Source organism: Pseudomonas marginalis (genome assembly GCF_001645105.1).
GTDB lineage: Bacteria > Pseudomonadota > Gammaproteobacteria > Pseudomonadales > Pseudomonadaceae > Aquipseudomonas > Aquipseudomonas petroselini.
The window spans coordinates 1-14,147 of sequence record NZ_LKEG01000053.1 but is presented as its reverse complement, the minus strand read 5'-3'; the positions used below and the strand labels follow the sequence as shown (position 1 = coordinate 14,147).

Genomic DNA, 14,147 nt, shown 5'->3' with positions numbered 1-14,147 from the left:
CGTAACGCGCAAATGCTCTGGTGATAACTAGAACACATAATTTGAAAAAGGTTTAAAACGGGGGGCAAATTCTGACGATTGGTGCAGATTAGAGGCGTGTTCGGGATTTTTAGGGCTGCTTCGCAGCCCGGCGCGGGGCAAGCCCGCTCACGACAGTTACAGGCCGCGTTCGGCCTTGGTCTGCGCCACTTTATCGCGCAGGTACACAGGTGCGGCCTGATCTGCGGGAATCGCCTCGCCACGCTCAAAAGCAAAACGAGCCAACGTCAGCAGGTCCTCGGCATGAGGCAACATCGCTGCGTCCTGGCCCACCAACGGCACCGCGATGCGCTCACCATAACCCCAACCGGTGCCCGCACCGAACCAGTCGCCGCTGGCGTCGGCAGGCAGCACCGATGACTCCGGCGGCTGCACGGCTTCAACACCGACCAGGCGCATCTCTCCCGCTGTTTCGCGGTAGCAACCCCAATACACTTCATCCATGCGCGCATCGATGGCCGCCGCAACCTGCTGGGCGCCATGTTCACGCAAGGCGCGCTGGGCCAGCACGGCGAGGTTGGACACCGGCAACACCGGACGCTCCAGCGCAAATGCCAGGCCCTGCACCACGCCGATGGCGATACGCACGCCGGTAAAGGCACCCGGCCCACGGCCGAAGGCAATGGCATCGACCGCAGCCAGCGTAGTACCGGCGTCTTCGAGCAGTTGCTTGATCATCGGCAACAGCTTTTGCGCGTGCAGGCGCGGGATCACCTCGTAGTGGCTCGTTACCTTGCCATCGTGCAGCAGGGCAACCGAGCAAGCTTCAGTCGCGGTGTCCAGGGCCAGCAGGGTGCTCATCGGTGTAGGTGTCCAAGTCGAAAAAAAGTGCGCCAGTATAAACAACAACGGCCCGCAAGCGGGCCGTTATCCGTGAAGCCGTCGAGGGATCAGCTCAGTGCTTGCAGCACTTTGGCAGTGATCGCTTCGACCGAGCCGACGCCAGGAATGTGGCTGTACTTCGGCTTGCCCTGGGCAGCGGACAGCTTCTGGTAGAAATCCACCAGCGGCTTGGTCTGGGAGTGGTAGACCGACAGACGATGACGCACGGTTTCTTCAGTGTCGTCTTTGCGCTGCACCAGGTCGTCGCCGGTCACATCGTCCTTGCCTTCAACTTTTGGCGGGTTGTAGACGGTGTGGTACACGCGGCCCGAGGCTTCGTGAACACGACGACCGGCAATGCGCTGGACGATCTCTTCATCTTCAACCGCGATTTCAACCACGGCGTCCAGCTCGACGCCGGCCTTCACCAGGGCTTCAGCCTGGGGAATGGTGCGCGGGAAGCCGTCGAACAGGAAACCGTTCTTGCAGTCTTCCTGGCTGATGCGTTCCTTGACCAGGTTGATGATCAAGTCATCGGACACCAGGCCACCGCTGTCCATCACGCTCTTGGCGATCAGGCCCAGCTCGGTGCCCGCCTTGACGGCCGCACGCAGCATGTCGCCGGTGGAGATTTGCGGAATGCCGAATTTTTCAGTGATGAACTTTGCCTGAGTACCTTTACCGGCCCCGGGAGCTCCCAGCAGAATGACGCGCATCGATGTGCTCCTCAATTTTTTTATAGAGATGACGCTCGGATTCGCCGCGAGGGGCCAATCGCGTAAAAATAGAATTCGGGCCGCCCAAACGGCCAAAGGCTGATCAAGATACACAGCAGGCCTTAACCACACAAGCCGCCAAAAGTCGCAGGAACCCGCGCCGTGCATGCGTCATAGGTAGGGTGTGCCTGAGTGCAACCCGGCCTCGTAAACGCCGACCGCCCTTTTCAGGGCGGCCGTCGTGGTTTATCTGCAAGCCGTTGAGAACACGCAAAAAACCTTAGCCGGTGTTACGCAAACCGGCAGCAATACCGGCCACGGAGACCAGCAGCGCCTGTTCCAGAGGGCTGTCTTGTGCCGCTTCCTGCTGACGGGAGCGCGCCAGCAACTCGGCCTGCAACAAGTGCAAGGGGTCGAGATAGGTGTTGCGCAGGCGGATGAACTCCAGGGTGTCCGGACTGTGCGCCAGCAGTTGCGACTGGCCAGTCAGGCCAAGCACCACGCTGCACGCCTGCGACAATAGGTCGCGCAAATGCGTCCCCAATGGCAGCAGGTCTGGCTGCACCAGGCGCTCGTCATACAGGCGGGCGATATCGGCGTCGGCCTTGGCCAGCACCATTTCCAGCATGTCGATGCGGGTACGGAAGAACGGCCACTGCTCGCGCATCTGCCCCAGCAGTTCGCCTTCGCCGCGCTCCAGGGCCTTGCTCAGCGCGGCCTCCCAGCCAAGCCAGGCCGGCAGCATCAGGCGGGTCTGGGTCCAGCCGAAGATCCACGGGATCGCGCGCAGGCTTTCAATCCCGCCCGCACGTCGCTTGGCCGGGCGACTGCCCAGCGGCAAGCGGCCCAGCTCCTGTTCCGGCGTGGACTGACGGAAATACTCGACGAACTGCGGATTTTCCCGCACCACGGCGCGGTAAGCACTGACACCGTCTGCCGCCAATTCGTCCATCAAATGGCGCCAGGCCGGTTCAGGAGGCGGTGGTGGCAACAGCGTCGCTTCCAGTACCGCCGCCAAATAGAGGTTGAGGTTCTGCTCGGCGATATCCGGCAAACCGAACTTGAAGCGGATCATCTCGCCCTGTTCAGTGGTCCGGAACCGTCCTGCCACCGAACCCGGCGGCTGCGACAGGATCGCCGCGTGGGCCGGGCCACCGCCACGACCGACGGTGCCACCGCGACCGTGGAACAACAACAGTTCCACTTGCTGCTCGCGGCAGATATCCACCAGCCGCTCCTGCGCCCGGTACTGCGCCCAGGCGGCGGCGGTGGTGCCGGCGTCCTTGGCCGAGTCCGAGTAGCCGATCATCACTTCCTGCGGGCCCTGCAAACGCGTGCGATAGCCAGGCAGCAGCAACAGTTGCTCGATCACCGGGCCGGCGTTATCCAAGTCGGCCAGGGTTTCGAACAGCGGCACCACGCGCATCGGCCGTTGCACGCCCGACTCTTTAAGCAGCAGTTGCACCGCCAACACGTCCGACGCAGCGCCGGCCATGGAGATGACGTACGAGCCCAACGATGCGGCGGGTGCGGCGGCGACTTCCTTGCAGGTGTTGAGCACTTCGGCAGTATCCGCCGACGGCTTGAAATACCCCGGCAGCAGCGGTCGACGATTGGCCAGCTCTTTCATCAAGAAGCTGATGCGCGCCTTTTCATCCCAGTCTTCGTAACGCCCCAGGCCGAGGTAATCGGTGATTTCAGTCATGGCCGCCGAATGACGGCTGGAGTCCTGGCGCACATCCAGGCGCACCAGGAACAAACCGAACGTCACCGCACGCCGCAGGCAGTCGAGCAGCGGCCCGTCGGCGATCACGCCCATGCCGCACTCGTGCAACGACTGGTAGCACAACTCCAGCGGCTCCAGCAGGTCGCGATTGTTTTGCAGCACCTCGGCGGGCGCTGGCGTGCTGCTGCTCAACGCCGTGTGTGCCCACTGGCGCGTGGCCCGCAGGCGTTCGCGCAGTTGCTTGAGCAGAGCGCGATAGGGTTCGACGCTGTCGCCGACCTTGGCTTGCAATGCCGGGCTGGCTTGCTGCATCGACAGCTCGGACGCCAGGTGATCGATATCACGCAGGTACAGGTCGGCCGCCATCCAGCGTGCCAGCAACAGCACTTCACGGGTGACCGGCGCGGTGACATTCGGGTTGCCGTCACGGTCGCCGCCCATCCACGAAGCGAAGCGGATCGGCGCCGCCTCGAGCGGCAAGTGCAGGCCAGTGGCGGCGTGCAGGGCCTGGTCGGCCTTGCGCAGGTAATTGGGAATGGCGTGCCACAGGGAATGTTCGATTACCGCAAAGCCCCACTTGGCCTCGTCTACCGGGGTGGGCCGGGTGCGGCGGATTTCTTCGGTGTGCCAGGCTTCGGCGATCAAGCGTTGCAGGCGCTGGCGAATCTGCTCGCGCTCTGCGGTGGTAAGGTCACGGTGATCCTGCAGCGCCAGTTGGGCGGCAATGGCATCGTATTTCTGGATCAAGGTGCGGCGCGCCACCTCGGTCGGGTGCGCGGTGAGGACCAATTCAATTTCCAGGCGCCCCAACTGGCGGGCCAGGGACTCGTTGCTGTGCCCTTCGCTTTGCAGGCGGGCGAGCAATTCCGGCAATACGCGGGACTCAAAGGGTGCCGGTTGCGACTCATCGCGCCGGTGAATCAGTTGGTATTGCTCGGCGATATTGGCCAGGTTGAGGAACTGGTTGAACGCCCGGGCGACCGGCAGCAGTTCGTTTTCCTGCAACTGATTGAGGCTCGCGCTCAATTCATCGCCGGCCCCGCGTCGGTCGGCCTTGGCGCCTTTGCGGATCTGCTCGATTTTGTCGAGAAAAGCATCGCCGTACTGCTCTCGAATGGTGTTGCCCAACAGCTCACCCAGCAGGTGAACATCCTCACGCAAGCGTGCATCGATATCACTCATCAGCCAATCTCCAGCCAGAAATCCGGGACGCGCAGGTCTGCCAGAGTGCCGCCGGCGTCGATTTATGACAAGACTTTAAACCTTGTGAGTTGCAGCTAGTCTCAACACTGAGTCGCCTGCGTTTATCCATGCAGCGACTGGTCACTCATCACCGCCTGCCATCACGGGCTTTATTGAGGTTGCCATGAAAATCCGAGAACTGGCCCAGCATTGGGAAGAGAACGCCAAGGGTCGCTTGACCAAGACCGAGTACGCCATCCACTTGGATGTGGAGTCTGCCGCGAGGCTGGCGGCCATCGCCGAAATGTACCCCAAGCGCCACACTGAAGAACTGCTCGGCGAGCTGATCGGCGCCGCCCTCGAAGAGCTGGAAGCCAGCTTTCCGTACATCAAGGGCCAGCAGGTGATTGCCACCGACGAAGAGGGCGATCCGTTGTATGAAGACGTCGGTCCTACCCCTCGCTTCCTGACGCTGTCGCGGCGTTATCTGCATGATATGTCCGCCAGCAGCGACGAACAGAAGCACTGATACGACCCCGCCAAACCCTTGTACGCCGGGCACTTCGCGCGCCCGGCGTACCGCTGCGCAACGCAGAAGTTCCAAGTTTTTTATGCTGACCGTTCAGTCAGATATTTTTTTAGGCAAATCGCCATCTTCTCTGAACTTTTGAAAAAAGCCTCCGGTCACAGCCAGTAAGCCATCACTTGGAACGGCCGTTTGAAAGGGCTTCTGCTGCTTTATCGCCAGGTCCTCAGCCGCACTCCAGTGACATGGATTTAAACGTTTTTCAGGAGTTATCCAATGGAGTTGAAGACGATGAAGACCAGCACTGCCAAATCCTCGTTTAACCACCTGCGCGGGCTCAAATTGGCCGCGCTGGCAATCGGCACCAGCTTCGTTCTGGCGGGTTGCGCCGGCAATCCTCCGACCGAGCAGTACGCGGTGACCCAGTCCGCAGTCAACAGCGCTGTCAGCGCCGGCGGCACCGAGTACGCAGCTGTAGAAATGAAGTCGGCCCAGGACAAGCTCAAGCAAGCCGAGATTGCCATGCACGACAAGAACTACGACGAAGCCCGTCGCCTGGCTGAACAAGCCGAGTGGGATGCTCGCGTCGCCGAGCGTAAGTCCCAGGCCGCCAAGGCTGAACAGGCTGTGAAGGATTCCCAGAAGGCTGTTGATGAGTTGCGTAAGGAAGGCATGCGCCCGGCTGCTATCCAGCAGAAGTAAGACGCACCCCTTGACCGCATCGCACCTGATATCGAATTGAAAGGACGACACGACTATGCGTAAACAATTGATGATCCCTGCCCTGCTGGCGATGAGCGTTGCACTGGCGGCCTGCTCCACCCCGCCGAACGCGAACCTGGAAAACGCACGGACCAACTTCTCGGCCCTGCAAACCAACCCGCAAGCCACCAAGCTGGCGGCGCTGGAAACCAAGGACGCCAGCGAATGGCTGGACAAGGCTGACAAGGCCTACCGCGATAAGGAAGACGAGAAGAAAGTCGACCAGCTGGCCTACCTGACCAACCAGCGCGTTGAAGTGGCCAAAGACACCATCGTGCTGCGCGAATCCGAAGCCAAGCTGAAAAACGCCGGTGACGAACGCGCCCGCGCCTTGCTGGACGCCCGTGATGCACAGATCAAGCAACTGCAAGACAGCCTGAATGCCAAGCAGACTGATCGCGGCACCCTGGTAACATTCGGTGACGTGCTGTTCGCTACCAACAAGTCCGACCTGAAATCCAGCGGCCTGGTGAACATCACCAAACTGGCTCAGTTCCTGCGCGACAACCCGGACCGTAAAGTGATCGTCGAAGGCTACACCGACAGCACCGGTTCCGACTCGTACAACCAGAGCCTGTCCGAGCGCCGTGCGGCTTCGGTACAACGCGCACTGGCCCAACAGGGTGTGGATATTTCCCGCATCGTGACCCAGGGCTATGGCAAGGAATACCCGGTTGCCGACAACGGCAGCGTATCGGGCCGTGCCATGAACCGCCGCGTTGAAGTGACCATCTCCAACGACAACCAGCCGGTCAAGCCACGGTCTTCCGTTGCTAACTGATTGATGCTGGAATAAAAGAACCCCACCGGTCGGTGGGGTTTTTTTTGCCTGTCAGCCACCGACCTTACGACCGTTGTCACTGTCCGGCATCATCGCTTCCATGCCCTGGCGCCCGCTCATCATCTTGCGAAGTTGCTCAGGGTCCATCTCACCGCCGGAACCCTCCGAACCACCGGAACCAGAAGAGCCACCACTGCCTTGGGCACCCCCACTGCCCCCCAGCATTGCCATCAGCTTCTTGAGCAGTTCCTGGTCTACGCCGCCCTTAGCTTTCGGCTCCTCAGGACCTTTGGCGCCGCCCTGATCAAGGCTGTTCTGGCCATTGACCATGCCCATTGCTCTGTCGATTGCACCAATCGCCATATCATTCTCCTGGAATCATTCGTAATTTTTGTCAGCAAGGCTGACAGCTCATTCAGTGGCTTCTTACACGAAACGGTTCCAGGATTTATGGCCAGGCAGCGGCGGCCGAGGCATAGATTACTGCTGTAACTGTGGGGTCTCCTGACCCAGGCAACGCACGGCCTGCTTCTTGTTGTTGACCAGCACGCCGCTCAGGCCTTTCTGCTCGGTATCGAACATGACCAGCACCCCATCGACGCACTGCGCCACTTGCGCGGCCGGCGTCAGCGAGATCTTGTAGTCCTCGCCCGGCACCGTCTTGAGCAGGGTGAAATCGCTGAGCAACAGCGCATCTTCCGGTTTGGCGAAGTGCAGGTAACCGTAGTACCACAGGCAACCGACGGTACCGATGATGGTGCCGATACCGGTGAGGATCAGCGGGATCATGTTGCGTTCTTCGCTCATTGCGGGCTCTCTGATGAATCAACGTTAGAAGTGGGGTAGTTCGGAATTTCGCCCAGCCGCCGCAGGCCGTTGAAGTGCTGCGGGTCATCGAGGTAACGCAGCATCACGGTTTGCCAAGTCTTGTCGGCAAAGGTCTGTACATGACCGCCTCGGGTCAACTGCAGCACCCTGGGCGGCGGTGCGGCCTGGTACAGGCGAATGCCATTGGCCACGGGCACGATCGGGTCATCCAGGCTGTGGAACAACAGCTTCGGCACGCCGGTCAGCTGAGGCATGGCATGGATCGCGCTGTCGGCGTCCGGTACCAGCCAGGACAACGGCACCTGAAACGGCCATGTTAACCAGGAGGTGCTCAGGGCGAATTGTCCTACGTCACGATAACTGGCAGGCACGCCGTCCAGCACCAGCGCCTTGAGCCGGGATTGGCGCTCCGGGTGCGCGGCCAGGTAGTGCACCGCCAGCGCACCGCCCAGGCTTTGGCCCAGCACGATCAGTGGCTGGCCTTGGGTTTCAGGCGCTTTGTCGATCCAGGTGNACCTGGTAGCCCTGTTCGGACAGCCACCAACTGCCACCCAAGTGCCAGGCCAGATTGCCACCGTTACCGTGCAGGTGCAGCACCGTGCCCTTGAGCGGCACACCGGGCTTGGCCGGCAGCCACCAGGCGTGGAGCTTCACACCGTCGGCGGTGGTGAGGGTGACGTCGCGGTACTGCAGGTGCGCTTTTTCCGGCGTGAACGGCAGGCCGGGTTCGGGGTAGAACAGCAATGAGCTGCAGCCGTTCAATGTGAGTAGCAGGCATAGAATGCCGAGGATTCTCATCCGTTGAAGCCTCGCGAATACCACGGTTTAAAGGATATTGGAGTAATCCGCCTCGATCCGATCCAGGCTCAGGTGGTTGAGGAAGTTGGAGAAGCACATCCACGCCGCCAGCGCGTTCATGTCGCGAAACTGCTCGGGCAGGTACTTGGGCGGCACCACCAAGCCTTCGTCGACCAGTTGGCGCAGGGTGCGCATGTCTTCCAGGGTGGTCTTGCCGCAGAACAGCAGCGGCACTTGTTCCAGCTTGCCTTTGCGCACGGCCAGCTGGATGTAGTTGTAGACCATGATAAAGCCCTTGAGGTAGGACAGATCCTTGGTAAACGGCAGACCGGTCGGCACCGACCCTCGGAATACGCGACTGGCATTGCCGTAGCTTTCGGCCATCTCAAAGCCTTGCTCGCGGAAGAACTCGAACACCTGCAGGAAATCGGCACCCTCCTCCACCATATGGATGGCGCGGGTGCGGTTGGTCAGCTTGCGCAGGCGACTCGGGTAGGAGGCAAACGTGATGATTTCCATCAGGATCGCCAAGCCTTCCTGAGTCACGGTGGACGACGGCGGGCCCTTGGACAGGAAGGTGCAGATGGGCTGGTTCTGGCCATTGAGGGTGGTGCCCACGTGCACCAGGCCTTCATGCACTTCCAGGGCACGCACGTCGCGATCGTTGAACATCGCGTCGGCGCGGATCTTGATGTAGTCCGCACCCGCCGCCGCGTCGGCGACGATACCGTCGGACTCGAACACGCGGATGGTTTCTTCAGCCTCGCCGAATACTTTATTCAGGCGTGTTTGCAGCAGAGCGACGGCGTCCTTGGCGGTGAGCGTCTTGGCTTCGTCCTTGAGGTCGCCACGGCCGTCGATATTGTTCAGGTAGTCGGACAGCATCAGGCCCAGGTCGGCCAGGGTCGGGTCGCCGGCGTGGAACGCATCGGAGGCGGCGCCGTACAGTTCCTGGGAAATCAGGCCGAAATCCTCGGTGCCACGCGCTTCGAGCATGCGCACCACCATGCGATATTCCCGGCACATGCGGCGCATGATCTGCCCCACCGGGCTGAACTGGCCGAGCCGGCGGGTGATGTCGCGCTCGATGTTCTGGAACTCCAGCTTCACCGCGCTGGAGTCGAACGCCAGTGGCCGGTTGAGATAGTAATCACGGTCAACCGCCGGCATTTCCTTGCCTTTGGCCTTGAGGAACCCCTGACGAATGTTTTCGTCCCACTTCACGGCGTCGAGGACGCGAATCGGTGTTTGCGCCAGCACAATGCGATCAGACAAGGTGCGTATCGTCTGCTGGTAATCGTCCACCCGGTGCTTCCTCTTTAAACGTTATTTGCCCGCGCGCCGGTAGCGCACGGCCTCTACGAATACATCGGCATTGGCCGGGTCATCCAGGTAGGCAAACACCTGGTCCAAGGGGCTGTCGACCAGCACCCCGGCGCCTTCGACGGTTTCCACAGTACTGCCATGCAAGTTTTTTTGGCCTATCGCTTGATGAATCTGCTCAAGGTCGAGGGTGTAGACCACCAATTCGTGCTTTTCGCTGATTTCAAAACCCGCCAGGATGAAATGCCCGCCCAGCTTGGCCGGCAACGGCGCTGACAGGTACCAGCGGTTGCCATGGCGCGACACACTGAACAGGTACTCGTCACGCTGGCCTGGCTTGGCTGTAGGGTAGCTCACGGCTTTATAACGGTGCTCGCCGACGCGGGTGATGTGCAGGTTGAGCGGCTCGCCCCAGGCGTTTTTGCTGGTCCATTGGCCCAGCAGGGCCGGCGGCGCGGCTTCATGGGCCGGCAGCGGCTCCTTGAAGGTCACCAGGCAACCGCTGAGCAGCAGGAACGACAAGGCGATTACAACCAAACGCCAGGTTTTCATTGGACATCCCCCGGTGTCAGACCGAGGCCAACACCAAATGCATGTAACGCTTGAGGATCTCAAGCATTTCTTCACCGGTCAGAGGCTCTGCGCCGCCCAACAGGCCCTGATATTCCATCCGACTGATTATCGCCGTCAACACTTTGGCATCCTGTTGCGGCTCGCGGGAGCCCAACACCTGGAAAAACTGCCCGGTGCCCTGCAACAGAATTTGCTGATGGGAGCGCACCAGTTCCGCCAGGCGCGGGTTGAGCAAGGCTTCCTGGCGAAAAGCCTGTTCGGCCATCAGGTGTTCGCGACGGTTGGTCAATTGGCGTAGCACATAGTCGGCGGTCAGCCGCGCAATGTCATCGGCCAACTGCGAGCGCGAGGCGGGGCTGCCGTCACCATAGGCGACCATTTCACGCAGCAGGCCTTCGTTACGCACCCACAGCTTGCCCATGAACGCGGCACTGCGTTCAACGTATTGGGCAAACGTATCGGTGAGCAGGTCATCGATATCCTTGAAATAGTAGGTGGTGGCCGACAACGGCACCCCCGCCTCCGCCGCCACTGCCCGATGGCGCACAGCCCGTACGCCGTCACGCACCACGATGCGCATGGCGGCATCGAGAATGTCTTGCCTGCGCTGCTCGCTGCCCCGACGGCTGGCCTTGCGGCCCTGGTACTGGACGCTTTCAGCCACGGCAGCAGCAATGCCGGCGGCACCTTCTTGAGCCATTACGCGGTTCACGACACACATCCTTGAATAGATCAAAACCTGGCGCTGTTTGCTTGACGCTTATAAACGCCACATAAAAAAGCCGCCTTATAAAAGGCGGCTTCGGATTTCGCTACGGTTACGCTTGCGGCCGCATGTGCGGGAACAAGATCACGTCACGGATCGACGGCGAGTTGGTCAGCAGCATCACCAGGCGGTCGATGCCGATACCTTCACCGGCGGTGGGCGGCATGCCGTATTCCAGGGCGCGTACGAAGTCAGCATCGTAGTGCATGGCTTCGTCATCGCCGGCGTCCTTATCGGCCACCTGGGCCATGAAGCGCTCGGCCTGGTCTTCCGCGTCGTTGAGCTCGGAGTAGGCGTTGGCGATTTCGCGGCCGCCGATGAACAGCTCGAAACGGTCGGTGACGTTCGGGTTGTCATCGTTGCGACGGGCCAGCGGCGACACTTCGAACGGGTACTGAGTAATGAAGTGCGGCTGCTCGAGCTTGTGCTCCACCAGCTCTTCGAAAATCATCACCTGCAATTTGCCCAGGCCTTCGAAGCCCAGCACCTTGGCGCCAGCTTTCTTGGCGATTGCACGGGCCTTGTCGATGTCGTTCAGGTCGTCGGCGGTCAGCTCAGGGTTGTACTTGAGGATCGAATCGAATACCGACAGACGCACGAACGGCTCGCCGAAGTGGAACACCTTGTCGCCGTACGGCACGTCGGTGCTGCCCAGAACCAGCTGCGCCAATTCGCGGAACAGTTCTTCGGTCAGGTCCATGTTGTCTTCGTAGTCGGCGTAGGCCTGGTAGAACTCCAACATGGTGAATTCTGGGTTGTGACGGGTCGAGACGCCTTCGTTACGGAAGTTGCGGTTGATCTCGAACACCTTCTCGAAGCCGCCAACAACAAGGCGCTTGAGGTACAACTCAGGCGCAATACGCAGGAACATTTCCAGGTCCAGCGCGTTGTGGTGGGTTTCGAACGGCTTGGCTGCGGCACCACCGGGGATGGTTTGCAGCATCGGGGTTTCCACTTCCAGGAAGTCACGCTGCATCAGGAAGCTGCGGATGTGGGCGATGACTTGCGAACGCACGCGGAAGGTCTGGCGCACGTCTTCGTTGACGATCAGGTCAACGTAGCGCTGGCGATAGCGCTGTTCGGTGTCGGTCAGGCCGTGGTGCTTGTCCGGCAGCGGGCGCAGGGATTTGGTCAGCAGGCGCACGCTGGTCATTTCCACGTACAGGTCTCCCTTGCCGGAACGGGCCAGGGTGCCTTCGGCGGCGATGATGTCGCCCATGTCCCAGGTTTTCACCGAGGCCAGGGTGTCTTCGGACAGGGTCTTGCGGTTGACGTAGACCTGGATACGCCCGGTCATGTCCTGGATCACCATGAACGAGCCACGGTTAAGCATGATGCGACCTGCCACCTTGACCGGAATCGCAGCCTCTGCCAGCTCTTCCTTGGTCTTGTCCGCGTATTGCTTCTGCAAGGCATCGCAGTAGTTTTCGCGGCGGAAGTCGTTGGGGAAGGCATTGCCCTTGGCGCGCTCGGCAGCCAGCTTTTCCTTGCGCAGGGCGATCAGGGAGTTTTCTTCCTGTTGCAGGGCTTGCGGGTCGAGTTGTTGGTCGCTCATGTCTTTTGAAATTCCATCACAGGTTCGTTGCCCCCAGCCTTCGGCTGGGGATCGCCGGGCAAGGACGCTGCGTCCCCCCGGCTCCTACAGTCTTTTACAGGCCCGATTTCAGGCTGGCTTCCAGGTATTCGTCGATATCGCCGTCGAGCACTTTGTCACAGTCGCTGCGTTCGATGTTAGTGCGCAGATCCTTGATCCGCGACGCATCGAGCACATAAGAACGGATCTGGTGACCCCAGCCGATATCCGACTTGGTGTCTTCCAGCGCCTGGGAAGCGGCGTTGCGCTTCTGCATTTCCTGCTCGTACAACTTGGCCCGCAGCATTTTCATGGCGGTGTCCTTGTTGGCGTGCTGGGAACGTTCGTTCTGGCAGCTGACCACGGTGTTGGTCGGTACGTGGGTAATCCGTACGGCCGAGTCAGTGGTGTTTACGTGCTGACCACCGGCACCGGAGGAGCGGTAGGTGTCGATACGCAAGTCGGCCGGGTTGATCTCGATTTCCACCTTATCGTCGATCTCTGGCGAGACGAACACGGCGGAGAACGAGGTATGGCGACGATTGCCGGAGTCGAACGGGCTCTTGCGCACCAGACGGTGAACGCCGATCTCGGTCCGCAGCCAACCAAAGGCGTACTCACCCTTGATGTGCACGGTCGCGCCTTTGATACCCGCGACTTCACCGGCCGACAGCTCCATGATGGTTGCGTCGAAACCGCGCTTGTCGGCCCAGCGCAGGTACATGCGCAGCAGGATGTTGGCCCAGTCTTGGGCCTCGGTGCCGCCGGAACCGGCCTGGATGTCCAGATACGCGTTGTTCGGGTCCATTTCATGGCTGAACATGCGACGGAATTCAAGCTTGGCGAGGTTTTCCTCGAGACGGGCCAGCTCGGCGACGACATCGCCCACTGCGCCTTCGTCGTTTTCTTCGACGGCCATGTCCAGCAGGTCACGGCAATCGCCCAGGCCGGTGTTCAGCTCATCAAGGGTGTCGACGATCTGTGCCAGCGCAGCGCGCTCGCGGCCCAGCTCCTGGGCGTATTCAGGTTTGTTCCAGACAGCCGGATCTTCAAGCTCACGATTGACTTCGGTCAGACGCTCATGCTTTTGATCGTAGTCAAAGATACCCCCGAATAGTTTCGGAGCGCTCGGACAGGTCCTTGATGGTGTTAAGGATCGGGTTGATTTCCATGGCGGGCAGCACTCGTTGGCGAACTTTTGAAAGCCGGCGAGTATAACGGCAAACGGGGGGGAGCGGCAGTCCGCTGGGCGAAAAGGCGCGGGGCTGGATCATTGGAGTACATATCCATTCCTGCGGTAACGGCCACTATTGGTTCCGCTCTCACAGCGGCTCACTTTTGAAGAGCGCAAAAGTAAGCAAAACGCTCTTGCCCCAACACTCGGCACCTCGCTTAGGCTCGGTGTACCCGTAATCCGACAGCGATTTGGGGGGCCGCCTAAGATCAAGATCAAAAGCAGGCTGATATCTACCTGATGTATGCAGTTCAAACTGTGGGAGGGGGCTTGCCCCCGATGGCAGTGTGACAGCCACAGATGCATCAACTGACACACCGCCATCGGGGGCAAGCCCCCTCCCACATTTTTAACCCAGTAACGCACCCCCAACCCCGGTCGGCTCTAAGGCCGCCGCGCTTTTGCTTTTGATATGAGGCGCCCCGTCAAACACGCTGGCCGAACGCAGGCTTGAATCCGTGGGTAACCCGGCAGGACGCCGGGTTAGCCGTCCTGGGC

13 protein-coding genes and 1 pseudogene are annotated in these 14,147 nt (G+C 60.6%); 3 read left to right on the top strand and 11 right to left on the bottom strand.

What is annotated here, in order from left to right:
- Nucleotides 1-156: 156 nt before the first annotated feature.
- The 3 genes from tsaB to ppc all read right to left on the bottom strand — a co-directional run bounded on the left by tsaB (nucleotide 157) and on the right by ppc (nucleotide 4,485).
- Nucleotides 157-840: a tRNA (adenosine(37)-N6)-threonylcarbamoyltransferase complex dimerization subunit type 1 TsaB gene (tsaB, locus tag AO064_RS24935; protein WP_064054949.1), complete on the bottom strand. Its 684-nt coding sequence runs from the start codon at nucleotides 838-840 to the stop codon at nucleotides 157-159.
- Between the two features lie 89 nt (nucleotides 841-929).
- Nucleotides 930-1,577 carry an adenylate kinase gene (adk, locus tag AO064_RS24930; protein WP_012722567.1) on the bottom strand — a complete coding sequence of 216 codons (648 nt, stop codon included), beginning with the start codon at nucleotides 1,575-1,577 and terminating at the stop codon, nucleotides 930-932.
- 280 nt (nucleotides 1,578-1,857) lie between these two features.
- Nucleotides 1,858-4,485: a phosphoenolpyruvate carboxylase gene (ppc, locus tag AO064_RS24925; protein WP_064054948.1), complete on the bottom strand. Its 2,628-nt coding sequence runs from the start codon at nucleotides 4,483-4,485 to the stop codon at nucleotides 1,858-1,860.
- Between the two features lie 184 nt (nucleotides 4,486-4,669).
- On the opposite strand from ppc, the gene AO064_RS24920 reads away from it, so the two are divergent.
- From AO064_RS24920 to lptF, 3 genes are all read left to right on the top strand, one after another.
- Nucleotides 4,670-5,014 carry a hypothetical protein gene (locus AO064_RS24920; RefSeq protein ID WP_012722565.1) on the top strand — a complete coding sequence of 115 codons (345 nt, stop codon included), beginning with the start codon at nucleotides 4,670-4,672 and terminating at the stop codon, nucleotides 5,012-5,014.
- A gap of 288 nt (nucleotides 5,015-5,302) precedes the next feature.
- Nucleotides 5,303-5,713 carry a DUF4398 domain-containing protein gene (locus tag AO064_RS24915; RefSeq protein WP_173390380.1) on the top strand — a complete coding sequence of 137 codons (411 nt, stop codon included), beginning with the start codon at nucleotides 5,303-5,305 and terminating at the stop codon, nucleotides 5,711-5,713.
- A 55-nt stretch (nucleotides 5,714-5,768) separates the two neighbouring features.
- A complete protein-coding gene (lptF, locus tag AO064_RS24910) occupies nucleotides 5,769-6,554 on the top strand; it encodes a lipotoxin F family OmpA-related lipoprotein LptF (RefSeq protein ID WP_012722563.1) in 786 nt (261 codons plus the stop codon).
- Between the two features lie 51 nt (nucleotides 6,555-6,605).
- On the opposite strand, the gene AO064_RS24905 is transcribed toward lptF, so the two are convergent.
- From AO064_RS24905 to prfB, 8 genes and pseudogenes are all read right to left on the bottom strand, one after another.
- Nucleotides 6,606-6,917, bottom strand: coding sequence for a hypothetical protein (locus tag AO064_RS24905; protein WP_064054947.1), 312 nt, complete (start codon nucleotides 6,915-6,917; stop codon nucleotides 6,606-6,608).
- 117 nt (nucleotides 6,918-7,034) lie between these two features.
- Entirely contained in the window at nucleotides 7,035-7,361 is a 327-nt protein-coding gene (locus AO064_RS24900; protein WP_064054946.1) for a PA3694 family proteiin, read from the bottom strand.
- Nucleotides 7,358-8,180 (bottom strand): annotated as a pseudogene (locus tag AO064_RS24895) (alpha/beta hydrolase). The gene AO064_RS24900 and the pseudogene AO064_RS24895 overlap by 4 nt, the downstream one beginning before the upstream one ends.
- Nucleotides 8,181-8,207: 27 nt before the next feature.
- A complete protein-coding gene (locus tag AO064_RS24890) occupies nucleotides 8,208-9,485 on the bottom strand; it encodes a flavohemoglobin expression-modulating QEGLA motif protein (protein ID WP_012722558.1) in 1,278 nt (425 codons plus the stop codon).
- A gap of 21 nt (nucleotides 9,486-9,506) precedes the next feature.
- On the bottom strand, nucleotides 9,507-10,055 hold the full coding sequence (locus tag AO064_RS24885) for a hypothetical protein (protein WP_046036623.1): 549 nt from the start codon (nucleotides 10,053-10,055) through the stop codon (nucleotides 9,507-9,509).
- A 16-nt stretch (nucleotides 10,056-10,071) separates the two neighbouring features.
- The gene (locus AO064_RS24880; protein WP_080567166.1) at nucleotides 10,072-10,788 is read right to left on the bottom strand and encodes a TetR/AcrR family transcriptional regulator; all 717 of its coding nucleotides are present in this window, start codon (nucleotides 10,786-10,788) and stop codon (nucleotides 10,072-10,074) included.
- 106 nt (nucleotides 10,789-10,894) lie between these two features.
- The gene (lysS, locus tag AO064_RS24875) at nucleotides 10,895-12,397 is read right to left on the bottom strand and encodes a lysine--tRNA ligase (RefSeq protein WP_012722555.1); all 1,503 of its coding nucleotides are present in this window, start codon (nucleotides 12,395-12,397) and stop codon (nucleotides 10,895-10,897) included.
- Between the two features lie 94 nt (nucleotides 12,398-12,491).
- Nucleotides 12,492-13,587 (bottom strand): peptide chain release factor 2 gene (prfB, locus tag AO064_RS24870; protein WP_096236834.1). Its coding sequence is split into 2 segments (ribosomal slippage): nucleotides 12,492-13,514 and nucleotides 13,516-13,587, totalling 1,095 coding nucleotides; the frame shifts between segments, so codons are not numbered across the junction.
- Nucleotides 13,588-14,147 lie beyond the last annotated feature (560 nt).